This is a genomic window from Aquicoccus sp., from assembly GCF_041686535.1.
Lineage (GTDB): Bacteria > Pseudomonadota > Alphaproteobacteria > Rhodobacterales > Rhodobacteraceae > Aquicoccus.
On the sequence record NZ_JAWLDS010000001.1, the window covers coordinates 140,312 to 156,397 of the forward strand.

General features: G+C 65.2%; 14 protein-coding genes. 5 read left to right on the forward strand and 9 right to left on the reverse strand.

Going from position 1 to position 16,086, the window contains the following annotated elements; genetic code table 11:
• Nucleotides 1-17 precede the first annotated feature (17 nt).
• The 7 genes from addA to regB all read right to left on the reverse strand — a co-directional run bounded on the left by addA (nucleotide 18) and on the right by regB (nucleotide 11,645).
• On the reverse strand, nucleotides 18-3,416 hold the full coding sequence (addA, locus tag ACESL9_RS00665) for a double-strand break repair helicase AddA (RefSeq protein ID WP_372674391.1): 3,399 nt from the start codon (nucleotides 3,414-3,416) through the stop codon (nucleotides 18-20).
• Entirely contained in the window at nucleotides 3,413-6,349 is a 2,937-nt protein-coding gene (gene addB / locus ACESL9_RS00670; RefSeq protein ID WP_372610235.1) for a double-strand break repair protein AddB, read from the reverse strand. Before addB ends, addA begins: the two co-directional genes overlap by 4 nt.
• Complete coding sequence (locus ACESL9_RS00675) at nucleotides 6,342-7,034, reverse strand: nucleotidyltransferase family protein (protein ID WP_372674392.1); 693 nt, start codon at nucleotides 7,032-7,034, stop codon at nucleotides 6,342-6,344. Before ACESL9_RS00675 ends, addB begins: the two co-directional genes overlap by 8 nt.
• Nucleotides 7,010-8,032: an aminoglycoside phosphotransferase family protein gene (locus ACESL9_RS00680; RefSeq protein WP_372674393.1), complete on the reverse strand. Its 1,023-nt coding sequence runs from the start codon at nucleotides 8,030-8,032 to the stop codon at nucleotides 7,010-7,012. Before ACESL9_RS00680 ends, ACESL9_RS00675 begins: the two co-directional genes overlap by 25 nt.
• A complete protein-coding gene (tsaE, locus tag ACESL9_RS00685) occupies nucleotides 8,019-8,501 on the reverse strand; it encodes a tRNA (adenosine(37)-N6)-threonylcarbamoyltransferase complex ATPase subunit type 1 TsaE (protein WP_372610229.1) in 483 nt (160 codons plus the stop codon). The genes ACESL9_RS00680 and tsaE overlap by 14 nt, the downstream gene beginning before the upstream one ends.
• A gap of 41 nt (nucleotides 8,502-8,542) precedes the next feature.
• Complete coding sequence (locus tag ACESL9_RS00690; RefSeq protein WP_372610227.1) at nucleotides 8,543-10,132, reverse strand: PAS-domain containing protein; 1,590 nt, start codon at nucleotides 10,130-10,132, stop codon at nucleotides 8,543-8,545.
• Between the two features lie 115 nt (nucleotides 10,133-10,247).
• The gene (gene regB, locus ACESL9_RS00695) at nucleotides 10,248-11,645 is read right to left on the reverse strand and encodes a sensor histidine kinase RegB (RefSeq protein WP_372610693.1); all 1,398 of its coding nucleotides are present in this window, start codon (nucleotides 11,643-11,645) and stop codon (nucleotides 10,248-10,250) included.
• 98 nt (nucleotides 11,646-11,743) lie between these two features.
• Here regB and ACESL9_RS00700 point away from each other — a divergent pair, with 98 nt between their 5' ends.
• The 3 genes from ACESL9_RS00700 (at nucleotide 11,744) to ACESL9_RS00710 (ending at nucleotide 14,105) form a co-directional block, all read left to right on the forward strand.
• Nucleotides 11,744-12,373, forward strand: coding sequence for an SCO family protein (locus tag ACESL9_RS00700; protein ID WP_372610225.1), 630 nt, complete (start codon nucleotides 11,744-11,746; stop codon nucleotides 12,371-12,373).
• Nucleotides 12,374-12,462: 89 nt separating this feature from the next.
• Nucleotides 12,463-13,014, forward strand: a complete 552-nt coding sequence (locus ACESL9_RS00705) for an ActR/PrrA/RegA family redox response regulator transcription factor (protein ID WP_372610223.1) — start codon at nucleotides 12,463-12,465, stop codon at nucleotides 13,012-13,014.
• An 11-nt stretch (nucleotides 13,015-13,025) separates the two neighbouring features.
• On the forward strand, nucleotides 13,026-14,105 hold the full coding sequence (locus ACESL9_RS00710; protein ID WP_372610221.1) for a glycosyltransferase 61 family protein: 1,080 nt from the start codon (nucleotides 13,026-13,028) through the stop codon (nucleotides 14,103-14,105).
• 120 nt (nucleotides 14,106-14,225) lie between these two features.
• On the opposite strand, the gene ACESL9_RS00715 is transcribed toward ACESL9_RS00710, so the two are convergent.
• Entirely contained in the window at nucleotides 14,226-14,714 is a 489-nt protein-coding gene (locus ACESL9_RS00715) for a GNAT family N-acetyltransferase (RefSeq protein ID WP_372610219.1), read from the reverse strand.
• Nucleotides 14,715-14,727: 13 nt separating this feature from the next.
• A complete protein-coding gene (locus tag ACESL9_RS00720; protein WP_372610217.1) occupies nucleotides 14,728-15,336 on the reverse strand; it encodes a YfbR-like 5'-deoxynucleotidase in 609 nt (202 codons plus the stop codon).
• 208 nt (nucleotides 15,337-15,544) lie between these two features.
• Between ACESL9_RS00720 and ACESL9_RS00725 the strand changes: the two genes are divergently transcribed.
• Nucleotides 15,545-15,865, forward strand: a complete 321-nt coding sequence (locus tag ACESL9_RS00725; protein ID WP_372610215.1) for a hypothetical protein — start codon at nucleotides 15,545-15,547, stop codon at nucleotides 15,863-15,865.
• An 89-nt stretch (nucleotides 15,866-15,954) separates the two neighbouring features.
• Nucleotides 15,955-16,086: adenosylhomocysteinase (locus ACESL9_RS00730; protein WP_372674394.1), on the forward strand; the 132-nt coding region annotated here is incomplete at its 3' end.

Sequence of the window (16,086 nt, forward strand, 5' to 3'; positions counted from 1 at the left end):
GGGACGTTGCAAGGAACCTATGGGCCGGGAGGTTGGGCGTCAAGCTGGGTGCCGTGTAACGTGGTCATCACGAGATCATGAGGCAGGTGCATGAGGGTGGCGTTCCGGGTCCAGAGAAGGGCGGTTTCAACCGGCGTGTCAGGATAGATCTGTGTGAGCGCCGAGGCATAGGCGCCCATTTGCCGCAAGAGCGCGTCGGGCACGGTTTCGGGCCTGTCGGGGACGGCGGCGTTGGTCTTGAAATCGACGGCCAGAATCCTCTCGGGCCCGATCAGCAGACGATCGATGATGCCATGCATACGCCGACCGCCCAGTTCGGGAAGAGTGGCGGAAACCGGCACTTCGGTCAGCGCGTCGGGCGCAAAGATCGGCGCGAGGCCGGGTCTGGTGAGCACATTGCGCGCCTCGGAGAGCAGGAGGGCAAGCGCGTCGCCGTCGGCGGCGTCGGGGCCATTCGCCAGCAGTTTCGCGGCGATTGCAGCCCAGTGTTCCGGTGGATGGGCCGGCAGGAATTCCAGAAGGCGATGCACCTGTCGTCCGCGCCGCATGGCCGCGTCTTCATCGAGACCGGCCTCGCCCGAGAGCGCCTTGGCCCCCGGCAGGTCGGACGGTGCAAGCGTGGCAGGGCGCGGATCGGGGATCGGTGCGGCGCGGCAAAAATGATCGGGGATCGTGGGTGGCGGCGTGGAGGAAGAGGCCACTGATTCAGTCTCTGATCCGGCCCAAGTGCCGTGTTCGAGCCTCAGACCGGGCGCCTCGTCCAGCCCCTCGCCCAGGTCGAAATGATGCGGGGCGGCGCCCATGGATTCCATGCCAAGGCGGATCTTGTCATACCAGCTTTGCTCGTCCTTGCCCAATTCACCCGCGGCGGCGACGACGAGCCATTTCTCGGCCCGTGTCATGGCCACGTATAGCAGGCGGTCGCGTTCCTGCCGGTCGCTTTCGCGCTGCTGTTCGAGCGCGTCTTGCAGGGTGGGCGGGGTTTCCGTGGCAAGGGTCTTCCAGAGTGGTGGGCCGTCATGGGTGACGATCTCGTTGCGGATGCGGTCCGGCCGCTGGCCGGTGTCGGGCAGGATCACGATGGGGGATTCGAGCCCCTTGGCACCGTGGACGGTCATCACCCGGATGCGACCGCCTTCGCTGTCTGGCTGGCGCTTGATCTCGATGTCTTCGGTTTCCATCCAGGTCAGGAAACCGGTGAGCGAAGGGACGGATTGCCCCTCGTAGGCCAGCGCCTGTTGCAGGAGCGCGTCGATCCCGTCTTCGGCCTCGGTGCCCAGGCGGGCGAGCAGGCGGCGGCGGCCGTCATGGCGGGTGAGTAATCGCTCGATGAGGTCATAGGGGCGCAGGAAGTCGGCCCAATAGCGCAGGTCGTCGACGATGGCGAGGGTCTCGGGGTGGTCGGGGTTGTTCCTGAGCGACTCCCAGAGGTATCCGGGGCGGCCGTGGGCGAGGGTGAAGAGCGCCTGTTCTGACCAGTCGAAGAACGGCGATTTCAGCGCGGTGGCCAGCGCCAGGTCATCCTCGGGCGTGGCGAGGAATTGCAGGAGGGCGGCGATGTCGCGCACCGCAAGCTCGCCGCCGATGCGGAGCCGGTCGGCGCCGGCGATGGGCAGGCCCAGCGCTTTGCATTCGCGGATGATGGCGTGAAAGAGCGGTGAACGGCGCTGCACGAGGATCAGAAAATCGCCGGCATGAACTGGGCGCATGTGGCTCTGATCAACGGGAATCAGGGTCCGTTCGGTAATCATGCGGTCGATCTGGCGGGCGACGGCGCGGGCCAGCCGTGCGGTATGGTGGTCGGGGCCGACGAGGTCAACCGGGTCGTCCCAGTTGGGGCGCTCGGTCTTTTCCGTCTTTTCGATATGCGGCCAGAGATCGACCCGACCGGGCAGGGCATCGAAGAACGCAAGATGTGTTTCCTCGGCCGTGAACCCCGCGGCCTCACGGCCCCTGAAGGTTTCATCGACAAGGCTCAGCACCGCGCGCGACGAGCGGAAGGACCAGGCCAGCATCCGGCTTTGCAGCGGCGTATTGGTCAGGGCGAGGCGGGCGTTGAACTCGGCCCGCATCCGGTCGAATTCGCGCGGGTCGGCGCCCTGGAAGGAATAGATCGACTGCTTCTTGTCGCCGACCACGAAGATGGTGCGCGGGATGTCGGCGCGGGCGCCTTCGCCGCTGGTGAATTCCTGGGCAAGGCGTTCGATGACGCTCCATTGTACCGGCGAGGTGTCCTGCGCCTCGTCGACAAGGATATGGTCGATCCCGCCATCGAGCCGGTAAAGCACCCAGGCCGCGACCCGATCATCGGTCAGGAGGGCGCGGGTCTTGAGAATGAGATCGTCGAAATCAAGCCAGCCGCGGGCCTGTTTTTCCTGTTCGTATCGGGCGAGGAAGGCGCGGGCGAAGGCATGCAGCGCGAGCGTCTTGCGCGCGGCGGCGAGGGCGATGCGGGCCGCTCGGGTATCTTCGACCCGTTGCATCCAGGCGTTCAGTGCATCGAGTGTGTCGGGGTCGAGCTTGTCGCGGGATGCCTTTGTCGGAAAGGCGTCGATCTTGGCCGAGAAAGGCGATTTTGCGGTGCTGCCGGTGAGCAGCACGTTTTCCAGCAAGGGCAGCTCGGCAATGGTGAACGCGCGCAGTGCGGCAAGTTTGTCGTGGGCCTTCGTGTCATTGGAGCTTCCCGTGGCCAGAACTGGAAGGAGTGCCTTGAGAATGGCGGGCTCGTCTCCGTTATAGGCCATGGCCGTCAGGTCGGATTCAGAAAGGTCGGGGGCGAGGTCGAACAGGGCAAAGGCATCGTCATGACGTAATGGTTTGGCGAATGCGGCAGCGTTAGAGACGATTTCGCCGGTCAGCTTCTCAAGATCGCCACTCAGGTGCCGGGCGAGGTCGGTGACGAGGGGGCGGTCGGGGCCCTCTGCCATGGTCTCGACGATGTCGGCGCGCAGGAGCCTGGCCGCGTGGTCGTCCATCTCGGCAAAGCGGGGGGTCACGCCGGCTTCGAGCGGGAAGCGTCGCAGGATCGAGGAACAGAAGGCGTGGATCGTCTGGATCTTGAGCCCGCCCGGTGTTTCGATGGCCTGGGCAAAGAGGCGGCGGGCATCCTGAAGCTTTTCGGGGGAAACAGTGCCTGAAATGCCCAGGTCATGAAGCTCCTTGCGGAGCTTCGCATCGGGCAGCATCGCCCATTCGCCGAGCCGGTCAAAAAGCCGGTTCTGCATCTCGGAGGCGGCGGCCTTGGTGTAGGTGAGGCAGAGAATGTTCTGGGGGTTCACCTCGGCCAGAAGGAGCCGCGCCACGCGGTCGGTGAGCACGCGGGTCTTGCCCGACCCCGCATTGGCCGAAAGCCAGGTCGAGCGATCGGGGTTTGCGGCCTCGATCTGGGCCCGGGTGGCGTCGTCGGGGGCGGTCATTTGAGCACCTCGGGAGTCGGGGTTTCGGTGATGTCCCATTCGCCGAAGCGGGCGAGTTGATCGTAACTGCCGGTCTGGGTGATTTCGAACATGGCGCGGCGTGACAGAAAGCCCTGGTCGGGGGAGAGGTAGCGGGTGATGAGGCGGCGGAACTCGGTCGTGAACTCGGCAAGCGATATTTCGGAGAGCGGCGCTGCGACCTGACCGGGTGAAGACCCCAGGCCGATGTACCAGGCGCCCGCGACAGGCGCCGCGGGGATTTCGGAGAAGCCGCCCTGTTCGGCGATAACAGTCTCTAATATGAGCTGTTTGTCGAAATACTTCTGCTCGTCCTTTCCGGGAACCGCGCCGGTCTTGTAATCATAGATCAGGAGCGCGCCGGAGCGGTCGCGGTCGATCCGGTCTGCGGTGCCGGTGAGCGTGAACCCGATATCGTCAAAGGCGATCTTCCCGCGCACTTCGTAATCCACGGGGTCGGCATGGGCACGTCGGGCCTCTTCGTCAGCCAGGAATTCATCAACTACTCGTTCGAGCCGGGCGAGCCAGATCAGCCGCTCGGCGGGCCAGGGCAGGGATGCCTCGAATACCTCGCGCGCCGTGGCCGTGAGGGTGTCGCGATTGCGCGCCTCGGGGGTATCGGCGGTGTCGCGGATGAAACGTTCCATCACCTCGTGGGTGACGATACCACGGATGAGCGCATCGGGCAGGCGCATCAGCGGGTCGAGCGGCCTGAGCCTCAGGACGTGGCGGGCATAGATCGCGTAAGGATCGCGGATGAGTGTCTTGATCTCGGTCACGGAGAGCTGGCGCGGGCGCGCGGCAGCGGGCGGCATGGGCGCGGGCCGGGGCCGGGGCTTGGCGGAGCCGGGAGCTTCGATCGCGTCGGCGAGGGCGAGCCAGTTAGCGCCGCGTTCCTTCATGGAGTCGAGCGCCTCAGCGCCGCCCTGGTCCGGCAGTCCGGCGAGCAGGTTCTGCAGGCGATTGAGCCAGCGCGAGACCACGGTTTCGGCATCGTCCGAGCGGATCGAGCGGGTAAGCCAGACCTCGGGCGCGGCGATGGCCTGCTGGAAATCATGGGCGGAGAGGCCGATGCGCCGCTCGGGCAGGAGAAGCCCGGCCTTGTGGCGCAGCGCGCGGTTGAGCCACGGGTCGGGAGTGGGCGCTTCGGGCCAGGTGCCATCGTTGAGCCCGGCAAGGATCAGCAGGTCGGCGCCCTGCACCCGCGCTTCCAGCGTGCCCCAGATGAGGATATGCGGATGCGGGGTTTCGACCTCGCGCACCTCTCCAGCGCCCAGGACCGCGCCGAAGAGATCGGCATAATCGCGGGCGTTCAGCGTGCCGCCATAGGGGGCTGCGTCAAGAAAGGCGTCGATCACCGGTTTGGCGGCACGACCGTCCTCTTGCGCCCAGGGGTGCGGCGTGGCGGTGGGATCATGGCCCTGAATCGCACGGTTCAAAAGGGTGAGATGCGTCTCTAACCTTGCCGAAATTGCCATTTCCTGCGGGCTGTGATGGGTGGTGAACGTATCGGCCACCCATGCGGCCCAGGCATCGGCATCCCGGGTCTTGCGCTCGGCGGCCCAATTGGTGATCGCATCGGCATCCGGGTAGGGCGGGCCGTTGCGGCGGATGTGGAGTTCGAGATCGCGGGTAAAGCGCAGATGGTTGCCCCGGCCCGCCGCGCCATGGGTGAGCGGGTGCTTGAGCAGGGTCAGGAGCGCATCGGCGGTCAGCCGAGCCTCGAACAGCCCGGCGATGTGGCGCATCAGCCGGCCGATGGCCGAAAGCTGGAGCGGCTCACCGGCACTGTCATCGGGCAGGATGTTCCAGCGGTCGAGCGCGGCGGCGACCTGGCGGGTCAGGCCGCGGTCGGGTGTGATGAGGGCAGCGGTCTCGCCTCGTTCGGCGGCATCGCGCAGGCGCAGGGCAATGGCCAGCGCCTCTTGACGCTGGGTCGGGGCCTCGATCAGGGTCATGGATCGGGTCGCGGGCCGCAGATCGCCCAGCGCCGGGCCGTCGCGCAGCCATTGATCGGTCACCGGTGCCGGGCGCAGGGCAAGCGAGACAAGACGGTTGCGCGACGGGTTGGGGGCCGTGGCGCCGGGCCATGGGCGGATATCCGTGGCATTGAGGCCAAGCCCCCGCATCAGGGCGTGAAAGCGGTGTTGCGGGTGATCCTCGGACAACATCGGGTCATCGAGCGTGCCCCAGAGATCGGCGGGCATCTCGAAATCGAAACCTGGCAGCACGAGCGCGCCGCGCGGAAGGCGCGCGACGGCCTGCATCAGGCGTTGTGTCGTGCCGCGAGAGCCGGTGGAGCCGGCGACGATCACCGGATCGGCGGGTGGGGTCGCGGCCCAGCGCGCGATCAGGCGGTCGACGATCAGGCGCTGGCGGGCTTCGGAGTCGGGCGGCTCGCCGGTATCGTCGAAATAGTGCTGGACGATCGACAGGAAATTCACCGTGCGCGTCCAATGGCCGGATTGGTCGCTGACATCGAGCTGGGCGATCGTTTCGGGCGTGACGCCCTCGCCCTGCATCTCGGCCATGAGTGCGGCGAGACTGTCGGCGAGGTCATAGAGAGCGGACCGGGGCGCGAAGGCCGGATTCGTATCGAGAAAGCGTGAGATCAGCGGAATGAGTTCGAGCCGCCGCCGCAGGGGCGGAACGGGGGGCGGGATCTCGTCGAGCGCGCTGAGATCGCCCAGGTCGGTGACGAGAGAAAGCCGCGGCAAGAGGAGCGCCGGCCCGTCGTCGAAAAGGGCCTGGATGCGGCGCGCCATGCGGCGGGTGTTGACGATGAGATGCACCCGGGCCAGCGCCTCGGGCGGCTCATTCGCGTAATGCGCGCGCAGGCCGTCGACCAGTGCGCGGGGAAAATCGGCGCCGGGCGGGCAGGCAAAGACGCGGGGGGAGTCGGCGGAGTCAAACATTGCTATCCTCCAGCATTCGCTCGGCGAGGGCGATTCCCTCGGGGTGGCCCACGTCGCACCATTTGCCGGGATAGGGCAGGCCGAAAAGGCGATCGGCCCGGGCCATGCGGTCCCAGAGCCGGTTGAGCGAGAAGGCGCGCTCGGGGATGTCGTGCAAGAGATGGGTCTTGACGATCTGCACGCCACCATAGACATGGCCCGGCCCCCGGCTGAGGCGGCCCGAGTCGTCGAGCAGGAAATCACCCGGCCCTGCATGGCCGATGGCGCGGGGTTTGGGCACGCAGATCAGCAGCGCGTCCATCTCGTCCGGGTTCCATGCCCTGGCCAACAGCGAGAGCGGGTTGGGGCCGCGCCAGACCGCATCGGTGTTCAGGGTGAAAACCGGCCCCGGCCCGAGGAGCGGCAGGGCGTGGCGCAACCCGCCGCCGGTGTCGAGGATGTCGGGGGTTTCATGCGAAAAGGCGAGGCCGCGCCCGTCGAGGTGGTCGATCAGCGGCTCGGGGCAATAATGCAGGTTGGCCACCATGCGCGCGAGGTTCATGGGAGCCACGAGGTCGAGCGCATGGTCGATCAGCGGGCGACCGGCGACCGGGATCATCGGCTTGGGGCGCTCGGCGGTGAGCGCGCCCATACGGGTGCCGAATCCGGCGGCAAACAGCATTATGGCGTCGGGATGGTCGCGCATTTGTCCTTGAGGGTCCGGAGTGTGTCGGGGGTGGGTTCGGGAAGGGCGCGGCGCACGAGGGGCGCCACCGGCGCGAGCGCGGGATGGGCAAGATCACGTTGCAGGAGGCCCCAGACGCGGGGAATGAGATCGACGTAGTGGGCCTTGCCGTCGCGCAGGCAGAGTCGGGCGAAAACACCCAGTATCCGAAGGTTTCGCTGGGCGCCGAGAAGGTGATAGGCGGTGTCGAACGCGTCTCTATCCGCGCCCGAAGCGGTGACATGCCGGGCGATCATCGCCTGTTCGATCTCGGGCGGAACATCGCGGCGGGCGTCTTGCAGAAGCGAGACCAGATCATAGGCGGGGTGGCCGGTCATCGCGTCCTGGAAATCGAGCAGCCCGACCCGGGCCGGGCCATGGCGCGATGGCAACCAGAGCAGGTTCTCGGCATGGTAATCGCGCTGGATCAGGGTGGATTGTTCGGCAACGTGATGTTCCAGCAGCGGCCGGAAAGCGGCCAGGAAGCCGGCGCGCGCAGCGGGGTCTGGCCTCCGGGAATGGGCGAGATACCAGTCGAAGGCGAGCACCGCGAGCTCGGCCATGAGTTCCGGCGAATAAGGGGCAAGGCCGGATGGCAGCGGCGCATCACGCAGGGCCAGAAGCACATCGGTCGCGGCCTCGTAGAGCGGGCGCTCGAGCGCGGGGTCACGTGGGATGACGCGGGCGAAGAGATCGTCGCCCAGATCTTCGAGCAGGAGAAAGCCGTTGGTTTCGTCCTCGGCAAGGATGGTCGGGGCGGAGAGTCCGAAGGATGACAGGTGCCGGGCGATGCGGGCGAAGGGGCGCACATCCTCGCCCTTTTCGGGCGGTGCGTCCATCAGGACGGCGGGGCCGCGTGCCGGGTGCGTGAGACGCAGGTATCGGCGATTGGAGGCATCGCCCGCAAGCGGTGCGATGGAGGCGCCGGCCCAGTCGGTTCGGGCCAGAAAACTCCCGGCAAGCGCATCACGCGACGGCATCGAGAACCCCATCGAGACGCGCGGCCCATGCGGGCGTGGACCAGTCCAGCGCAAGCTGCCTGACGCCTTCGACCGGATCCAGGGCAAAATCGAGCGACAAGGCCGATCGCGGGGCCAGATTGCCGAGCCGATCAGGCCATTCGACCAGGCAGAGCGCCGTCTCGAACGCGTCGGGCAGGCCCAGTTCCACCACTTCGTCCGCGTGCGAGAGGCGATAGAGATCACTGTGCCAGATCTCGAAATCCGGCGTGTCGTAGACCTGGACCAGGGTGAAGGTGGGCGAGGGCACGTCTTCGGGCTCCGGCAAGAGCGACTGGATCAGCGCGCGGGCGAAATGGGTCTTGCCCGCGCCGATCCCGCCCGAAAGCAAGAGAGTATCACCCGCACCAAGGATCGGGGCCAGCGCGGCGGCCAGTCGAGCGGTGGCATCGTGCGAGGTGAGCGTGATTTGGACGGGCCGCTGAAGCATGGCGCGAGAGTAACGCCCCCTGCGCCCCCTGCAAGCCCGTTTCAGCCCAACGGCATGGATGCGCCTTTCGCTTGTGCTTCGCTCACCTGCAACACGGGCCGCAGGCGGAAGCCGACGAGTGTCGCACCCGCGGCGATCGGGGCGACGCGGCATTCAATGGATGTGCCGTCGCTCATGCGGATATCCGCGAACCACGGGTCGCGGCCACCTGTTTGCGAAAGGAAATTCTGAAGATTGGTCCAGAAGTCGGTATCGGTGCAGATCGTGCGCATATGGCGGGTGGCATCACGTGCCGTCATTTCGGCGAAACTGCTTTCGGGGTCGATTTTCCACATCGTGCGGAAGGCCGCGTTGGAAAAGGTCAGGGAACCTGTTGCCGAAAACACGGCAATCCCTTCGTCTAGCGTGTCGATCACCGCCTGACCCAGGTCGAGTTGCGAGCGGAATCTGCGGGTGAGGGAAATCTCGGCGCTGATATCCTCGATCAGGATGGCGATGGCGCCGTCGGGATGGGGCCGCCCGGTCACGCGATAGGTCAGCCCCGAGGGAAGCGACCACGTTTCGTGATACCGCCCGTCGGCGGCGGCGACTACGAGTTCGGCGATATGCTGGCGCCAACCGGCATAATTCTTGGGCTCGGGCATCATGCGGTTATCGCGCAGGCGGTCGAAGAAGGATTGCAGATCGGGCCGGGCCGAAAGGAAGTCGGCGGGCAGCGTGGTCAGGTCGATCAGCGCGGGGTTGAACAACGCCAGCTGACGGTTCCGGTCGAATATGGCCAGCCCGGTGGACAGCTGTGCGAAAGTCTTGGAGAGGGTCTGCACGAAGCGGTGCTGCGCGATCTCGGCCTCGACCACGGGGCTGATGTCGATGGCGAAGTTGAGAAAGCCATTGCGGCCCGACCGTGTCTTCGTCACGTCGAACCACTCGGTTCGGTCGGATTCGCCGGTTTCGATCGCCACCCGCCGGCTGGTGCTGTCCTGCGCATCGGAGATGTCGAGATCGAGGGGTGAAAGGACGGTCTTGCCCTGATCCGACATGCGGTCCGGACGGTCGGCGAGCCTTTCATGGGCGGCATTGGACCAGATGACCGCACCATCGGCGTGGCTTATCCAGATGGGATAGGGAAAGAGATTGGCCGCACGGGCCATGGCATGCAATTCGTCGTTCCGGGTGATGGCGAGGTGACGGTCGGCGGCATCGGGCGGGAACTCTTCGGTGACGACAACGCTGAGCCTGCCACGGATCTCGGAAAGGGCGAGATGTGCGTGATCCCGTGGGTCGCGGGCCGGGAGTCGGCCGGGGGCCCCTTGAAGGGCTTGCGCGGCGCTGGCAGGCAGACCGGGAAAGCGGGCTCGCAGAAGCTGCGCTACCCCGGTCCAGCCGAGATCGGCGTCAGGGTCGGCAGGATCGTCGTCGAGGTTGCCACGGGCAAGGATTTTGCGCGCCGCTTCGCTGGCGTGTTCAAGGTACTCCCCGTCGAAGAGAAAGGCGACGCGGTCGAGCATGGCACTGTCCTTTCGCCTCGAACCGCGCCGATCGAGCATGACGAGAAGCGCCAGTGCCAGACCGGCCGCGGCGATGCAAACCGCGCCCAGTGCCAAGAATCCCCAAAGCCCAAGATCGGCCATCGTGCAATTCCCCTGTCGCTTTCACCATGCCGCGCGGCACGGGACAGGGTCGCCGTTAATGATTAATGATTGGTAAAGACCGGCCCGAAGCCATCGGATCAGGCAAGAGCGGCGGTCAGGTTTCGAACGGGCGGTTGTCTCCGACCGGCATTCGAGCCTCACCAAAGCGCGCATCGATCCGGTCGTGCGGCCAGGACACCTCTACCATGGCGCCGGAGCGGCCATGGCCATCGGCAACGCGCGCTTTGACGCTCGGACCATTGGCAAAGGACAGCTCGGCGCCTGTGCGTTCGAGAAGTGTCTTGGCGATGAAAAGGCCAAGGCCCATGCCTTCGTATGCCGGGCGTGCGGCGCGTTCCGTTGCGCCACGCCGGTCGCGCATGAAAGGATCGCCGATCCGCCCGATCAGATGCGGGGGAAAGCCCGGGCCATCGTCCTGAATGCGGATCGTTATCTTGTCGCCGGTCCACCCGGTTTCGACCCAGACTTGGCCATGGGCGAAATCCACCGCGTTCTGGATCAGGTTGCGCAACCCGTGGACGATCTCGGGTCGGCGCGGGATTGTCGGCTGGGGAAGGTCGGCGCCGGCGCCGGCCGAGGTTTCGAAATGAATGGGTTTGCCGCGATCGAGATGCGGGGTCGCGGCCTCTTCGACCACGGCTGTGACCGGGGCGTGGCGCAAGTAGAGATCATCCTTGCCGGTCCCGCCCATCGACCTGAGGATATCGCGGCAGCGGTCGGCCTGTTGATTGATCAGCTGGATATCGTCGAGCGCATCGGGATTATCGGCAAGATCTTCCATCAGTTCGGCCGAGGTGAGCTTGATTGTAGCCAGCGGCGTGCCGAGTTCATGTGCTGCTGCTGCCACGACGCCGCTCAGATCTGAGAGCTTTTGTTCGCGCGCCAATGCCAATTGCGTGGCCTGAAGCGCCTCGGACATGGCGTGCACCTCAGAGGCGATCCAGCGGGTATAGACCGACAGGAACACGATGGCGATGACGATGGCGGCCCAGTTGCCGAAGACGAAAAGCTCGCCGATCCGCAGCACGGTATCCGACTCGGTTCTGAGCGGCATGTGAAACACCGCCAGAACCGAGACCACGAGAATGGCGACAGCCCCGAGAAACACCGTGCTGCGTGCCGAGAGCGCGGCCGCCGACACGGTGACCGGCCCCACGATCAGAAGCGAGAACGGGTTGTTGAGCCCGCCGGTCAGATAGAGAAGCGCGGCCAGTTGCAGCAGGTCGAACAGAACCATGAGCAGGTTTTCGACTTCGCTGAGTCGCTTGTTCTCCGGAAAGACGAACATCGCGACGAGATTGGCGATGATCGACAGGCCGACGACGAGAAAGAACAGGCCGAACTCGACTTGCAGCGCGTAAATCTGCTGCGCCACGACAAGCGCGCTGATCTGCCCCACGATCGCGGCCCAGCGCAGCCAGATGATCGTGCGCAACCGGACCCAGTTGCCGCGCTGGCGCGCCCCGATCAGCCCGAAACCGGTATCCGTCATCTGCGCGCCTTCGTCCCGTTGCATGTCTCCTCAAGATTGATAGATGTGGGAGGCGCGTCATTCAATGGCGGGCTGCAAGCGATGCGAAGGGCAATCTCATGATGAAATACTATGCTTTCGGTGCCGTTGTGGCGGTTGTGCTGGTGATTGTCGGCATGGTTTTCGTCACCATGGATCGGAATGGCGGCGACAAGTATGCCGAGTGTCGTGTGGGGCAGGTGGCCGGGGGCTCCGACGCCATCGGGGGGCCGTTCACCCTTGTGGACGAGGCCGGCGAGACCGTGACCAGCGAGGAACTGATCGACGAGCCATCGCTGATCTATTTCGGCTACACCTTCTGCCCTGACGTCTGCCCGCTTGATACATCGCGCAATGCCGAGGCGGTCGAGATCCTGGAAGACCGCGGGATGAGCGTGAAACCGGTCTTTATCTCGGTCGATCCGGATCGTGACACGCCCGAGATCCTTCAGGATTTTACAGATCGTTTGCATCCGCGCATGGTGGGTCTGACTGGCAGCATGGAGCAGGTGCGCGCGGCCAGCCAGGCATACCGGACATATTTCAAGAAACAGGAACCCGAGCCGGGTGACGAAGATTACTACCTGGTCGACCACTCGACCTTTTCCTACCTGGTCTTTCCCGAGGAAGGCTTCATCGAGTTCTTTCGCCGTGACCTGACGCCCGCGGAACTGGCCGATCAGGTGGGGTGTTTCCTCGATAATCGCTAAAGGAACATTGTTCCGCTACGTCTGATGTTTGACGGGTGCATGATCGACACCTAAATAAGGTTGAGGTGCGTGAACAGGAGGACACCCCCTTGGCCGAAGATCAACTGGACCTCGGCGATGACAGATCGCTGTTGATTGTCGATGACGACGAGCCGTTCCTGCGCCGCCTCGCGAAAGCGATGGAAAAGCGGGGGTTCGAGGTGGAAATGGCGGATTCCGTTGCCGCGGGCAAGGCGATCGCGACGGCCCGGCCTCCGGCCTATGCGGTCTGCGATCTTCGGCTTGAGGATGGCAACGGGCTCGACGTGGTGGAGGTGCTTCGCGAAAGGCGCCCCGATTGCCGGATTGTCGTGCTTACCGGGTATGGCGCGATTGCGACGGCTGTGGCGGCGGTCAAGATCGGGGCGACCGATTACCTGTCGAAACCCGCCGACGCCAAGGATATCACCATTGCCCTGTTGACGCCGGACGACGAATTGCCGCCGCCGCCCGACAACCCGATGAGTGCCGACCGGGTGCGATGGGAGCATATCCAGCGGGTCTATGAGCTGTGCGACCGTAACGTGAGCGAGACGGCGCGGCGGCTCAACATGCATCGCCGCACGCTTCAGCGTATCCTGGCCAAGCGCAGCCCCCGCTAGGTTTTTCACCGGTGGGCAAGCGCGATCCGACCACACCGCCGGACCCGTCGGGCGGGTGGTCTGCGGGGGTGCGCGAAGTGTCGGGTGCAGTTGTCGTGCCGCATGAAAGGCCGGGTCGTGATCTCTATTGCGGGGTGTTCACCGGCGAAGGGAAATACATGCCCTGGGCGGCGACCTGGCAGCGCGAGGCGCTGATCACCCACGCGCCGGACTTCGTCACCGACCCTGCCGAAACGCTTGAAGGAGAATGGCTTTGGGGCGGGGTGCTTTACGGGCATTTCGGGCATTTCCTGGTCGAGACGGCCGCGCGGCTCTGGGCGGTTCCGCGCCTGCGGGAGCGTTTGAGCGGGGTGCTGTTCGTCGAGAAATACTCGTCGGAGCAGGCAGGGTTGCCGGCCTATAAAACCGAGTATTTCCAGCTTCTTGTCGGAGATCTCCCGCTGCGCATCCTACGTGTTCCGACGCGGGTTGCGCATCTTCATGTGCCGGGGCAGGGCTTCGGGTTGGGGCGCATCTCAAAGGGGACGCGGGTGTTTCGGCGCTTCATCGCGGAGCATTTCGCGCGGGATGTCGAGCCGGAGGGGCCGGAGAACCTGTTCATCACCCGGTCGCAACTGGCGCTGGATCGCGAGGGGTTCGTTGGCGAGGCGATCCTTGACGACCGTATGGCGCGGGCAGGGTACGCGGTTTTTTGCCCGGAAAAACATGATCTTGGCACACAGGTCGCGCGCTATCGCGCGGCGCGGCGGATCGTGGGGATGGACGGCTCGGCCTTTCATCTGTTCGGGCTGGTGGCAAACCGGGATCAGAACGTCGGCGTGATCCTGCGTCGGCAGAAGGGGCGCAGCCGCGCGATGCGCTGGCAGATCGAATCCTTTGCCGGCCGAACCCCGCATGTCATTGATACATTGAAGAAAAACAGCGACTGGGTGATGGGCAGGAAAGCCCTGATCCATGATTTCGACATGGACCGGATCGGCGCGCAGATGAAGGTCGCGGGCCTGATCGCCCCGGGCGTCGACTGGGGGCCACTTTCGCCCGCGGAGGAGGCGTTGGTGGCCGAGGAGCTGGCGCTACAGGCGGCGCGTTAAGATTTGCCCGGATCGTGCGACTCGGGGGGGTGACTCGCGTATGACTCCCGGCTGCTCCCCGGCTGCCGGAGGGACGTGGTTTGCAGGGGCGGCCAGAGGTTAACCGGGCGCGCGGTGGGGTTAGCGCAGATCGCGGCGCATGAGGACCTGTTCGATGCGCGTGCCGTCGGTCAGCGCGATTCCCTCGCGTCGCCCCCACGGTTCGAAACCGCGCGACTGGTAATAGGCAAGGCCGCCCGCGTTGTCGGCGCGGATGGCGGCGTTGATCCATCCATAATCCAGATCGCGCGCGGCGCGTTTCGTGGCATCGAAGAGTTTCGAGCCGACCCCGAGTCGGGCCTGGTCGATGCGGGTGAATGTGGCGATGTCGCAGGCTTGGGGCGGCAGGTCGCGATGAGGGCCTATCCATTGGAAACCCAGGAGCGCGCCGTGGTCATCCTCGGCGACATGCCACGCGCCGCGTGGGCCGTCGTTTTCGATCCACTCTGACAGGATTTCAGGCGCAACTGGCCCCGATATGGCCGTTGCGCCACCGTTCTTGATGATCGTGTTCAGCAGGTCGGCCATGGCGCGGGTGTCGAGGGGTGACGCGTGGCGGATGTGAATCATGGCGTATCAGAGACTATATTTTCGACAGAAGCGCCGCGTGCCGCGCGGTGAAATCCTCGCGCACCTCGCGGGGTGGGCGCAATTGGATGTCGAGCCCGCGGGTCAGCTCGGGACGGGGTTTGCCGAAAAACCTGTTGGCCTCTTCCACGGTAAAGCCGGCGATCTGCGTCGCTTCCATCCAGGCGGACACCCGGTCGGCCGCCTTGATCCTTTTCTTGACCGTTGCGGGGATGGTGGCAGGCAGGCCAAAGCGGATATGGATCGCGGCGGAAAGCCGGTCATCGAGTGCGCCATAGCCTGGCCCGACCGCCGCCTTGACCGGGGAAATCATGTCCCCGATCACGTATTCGGGCGCGTCGTGCAAGAGCGCGGCAAGGCGCCATCTGGCAGGCGATTTCGGCTCTAACCTTGCGAAAATCGTCTCTACAAGCAGCGAATGCTCGGCCACGGAGTAGGGCCAGTCGCCCCGCGTCTGGCCATTCCAGCGGGCAACGAAAGCAAGCCCGTGGGCAATGTCCTCGATCTCGATATCCATCGGCGTGGGATCGAGCAGGTCGAGCCGGCGACCGGACAACATGCGCTGCCAGGCGCGGGGTGGTTTCGGAGCGGGGCCACGTGCCATTTTCCTGTCTACTCCTACTGGGCGTGCCCCATTTCTGCCACAATTGGGGCGCAGTATCACCGCACTGCGATTACCTGCTGCCACATCGCACGACAAGACCGGGAATCCGGCGCGCGTGATGGGTGATTGCCAAGACGGGGTGGCGCGCGGGATTTCTCTCTCTGACCGCGCGCCTTTTGGATCGAGGCAGTGGGAAAGGAGCAGCCCCATGCTTTTGAAACGGATTGTGGCCGCCGGCCTGGCGGTCGGTGCGATTCTGACCGCGATTCCGGCTCATGCGGGCGATTGCGCTGCGCGTGAGCAGGTGGTGCAGCGGCTGGAGCGCGACTATGCCGAGAAGCTGACCGGTGGCGGGCTGCACGACGCCGAGGCGCTTGATACGGTGGTCGAGGTCTGGGCCTCGCCCGAGACCGGCACGTTCACCGTGATCCTGACCGGGGCGGACGGCGTAAGCTGTATCCTGGCGACGGGAACCGACTGGTTCCAGATGCGGGACGCGATGCCCGAACAGGCCGGGATCGAAAGCTGATACGCCGGCGTCACCGGTGGGAGGTGCATTGCCTGTGCGGAGGGTGAATGCTATCTGCCTTGCAAAACGTATTGGCAAGGAGCCCCCGGATGACAACCGATTACATTGTCAAGGATATCGACCTGGCCGAGTATGGCCGCAAGGAAATCGCGATTGCCGAGACCGAGATGCCGGGCCTGATGGCGCTGCGCGCGGAATATGGCGCGCAAAAGCCGCTCAAG

What these genes read in the sequence shown, in the direction of transcription:
- addA (WP_372674391.1), bottom strand. Translation starts at nt 3,416, where the DNA reads ATGACCGCCCCCGACGACGCCACCCGGGCCCAGATCGAGGCCGCAAAC.
- addB (WP_372610235.1), bottom strand. Translation starts at nt 6,349, where the DNA reads ATGTTTGACTCCGCCGACTCCCCCCGCGTCTTTGCCTGCCCGCCCGGC.
- ACESL9_RS00675 (WP_372674392.1), bottom strand. Translation starts at nt 7,034, where the DNA reads ATGCGCGACCATCCCGACGCCATAATGCTGTTTGCCGCCGGATTCGGC.
- ACESL9_RS00680 (WP_372674393.1), bottom strand. Translation starts at nt 8,032, where the DNA reads ATGCCGTCGCGTGATGCGCTTGCCGGGAGTTTTCTGGCCCGAACCGAC.
- tsaE (WP_372610229.1), bottom strand. Translation starts at nt 8,501, where the DNA reads ATGCTTCAGCGGCCCGTCCAAATCACGCTCACCTCGCACGATGCCACC.
- ACESL9_RS00690 (WP_372610227.1), bottom strand. Translation starts at nt 10,132, where the DNA reads ATGGCCGATCTTGGGCTTTGGGGATTCTTGGCACTGGGCGCGGTTTGC.
- regB (WP_372610693.1), bottom strand. Translation starts at nt 11,645, where the DNA reads ATGACGGATACCGGTTTCGGGCTGATCGGGGCGCGCCAGCGCGGCAAC.
- ACESL9_RS00700 (WP_372610225.1), top strand. Translation starts at nt 11,744, where the DNA reads ATGATGAAATACTATGCTTTCGGTGCCGTTGTGGCGGTTGTGCTGGTG.
- ACESL9_RS00715 (WP_372610219.1), bottom strand. Translation starts at nt 14,714, where the DNA reads ATGATTCACATCCGCCACGCGTCACCCCTCGACACCCGCGCCATGGCC.
- ACESL9_RS00720 (WP_372610217.1), bottom strand. Translation starts at nt 15,336, where the DNA reads ATGGCACGTGGCCCCGCTCCGAAACCACCCCGCGCCTGGCAGCGCATG.
- ACESL9_RS00725 (WP_372610215.1), top strand. Translation starts at nt 15,545, where the DNA reads ATGCTTTTGAAACGGATTGTGGCCGCCGGCCTGGCGGTCGGTGCGATT.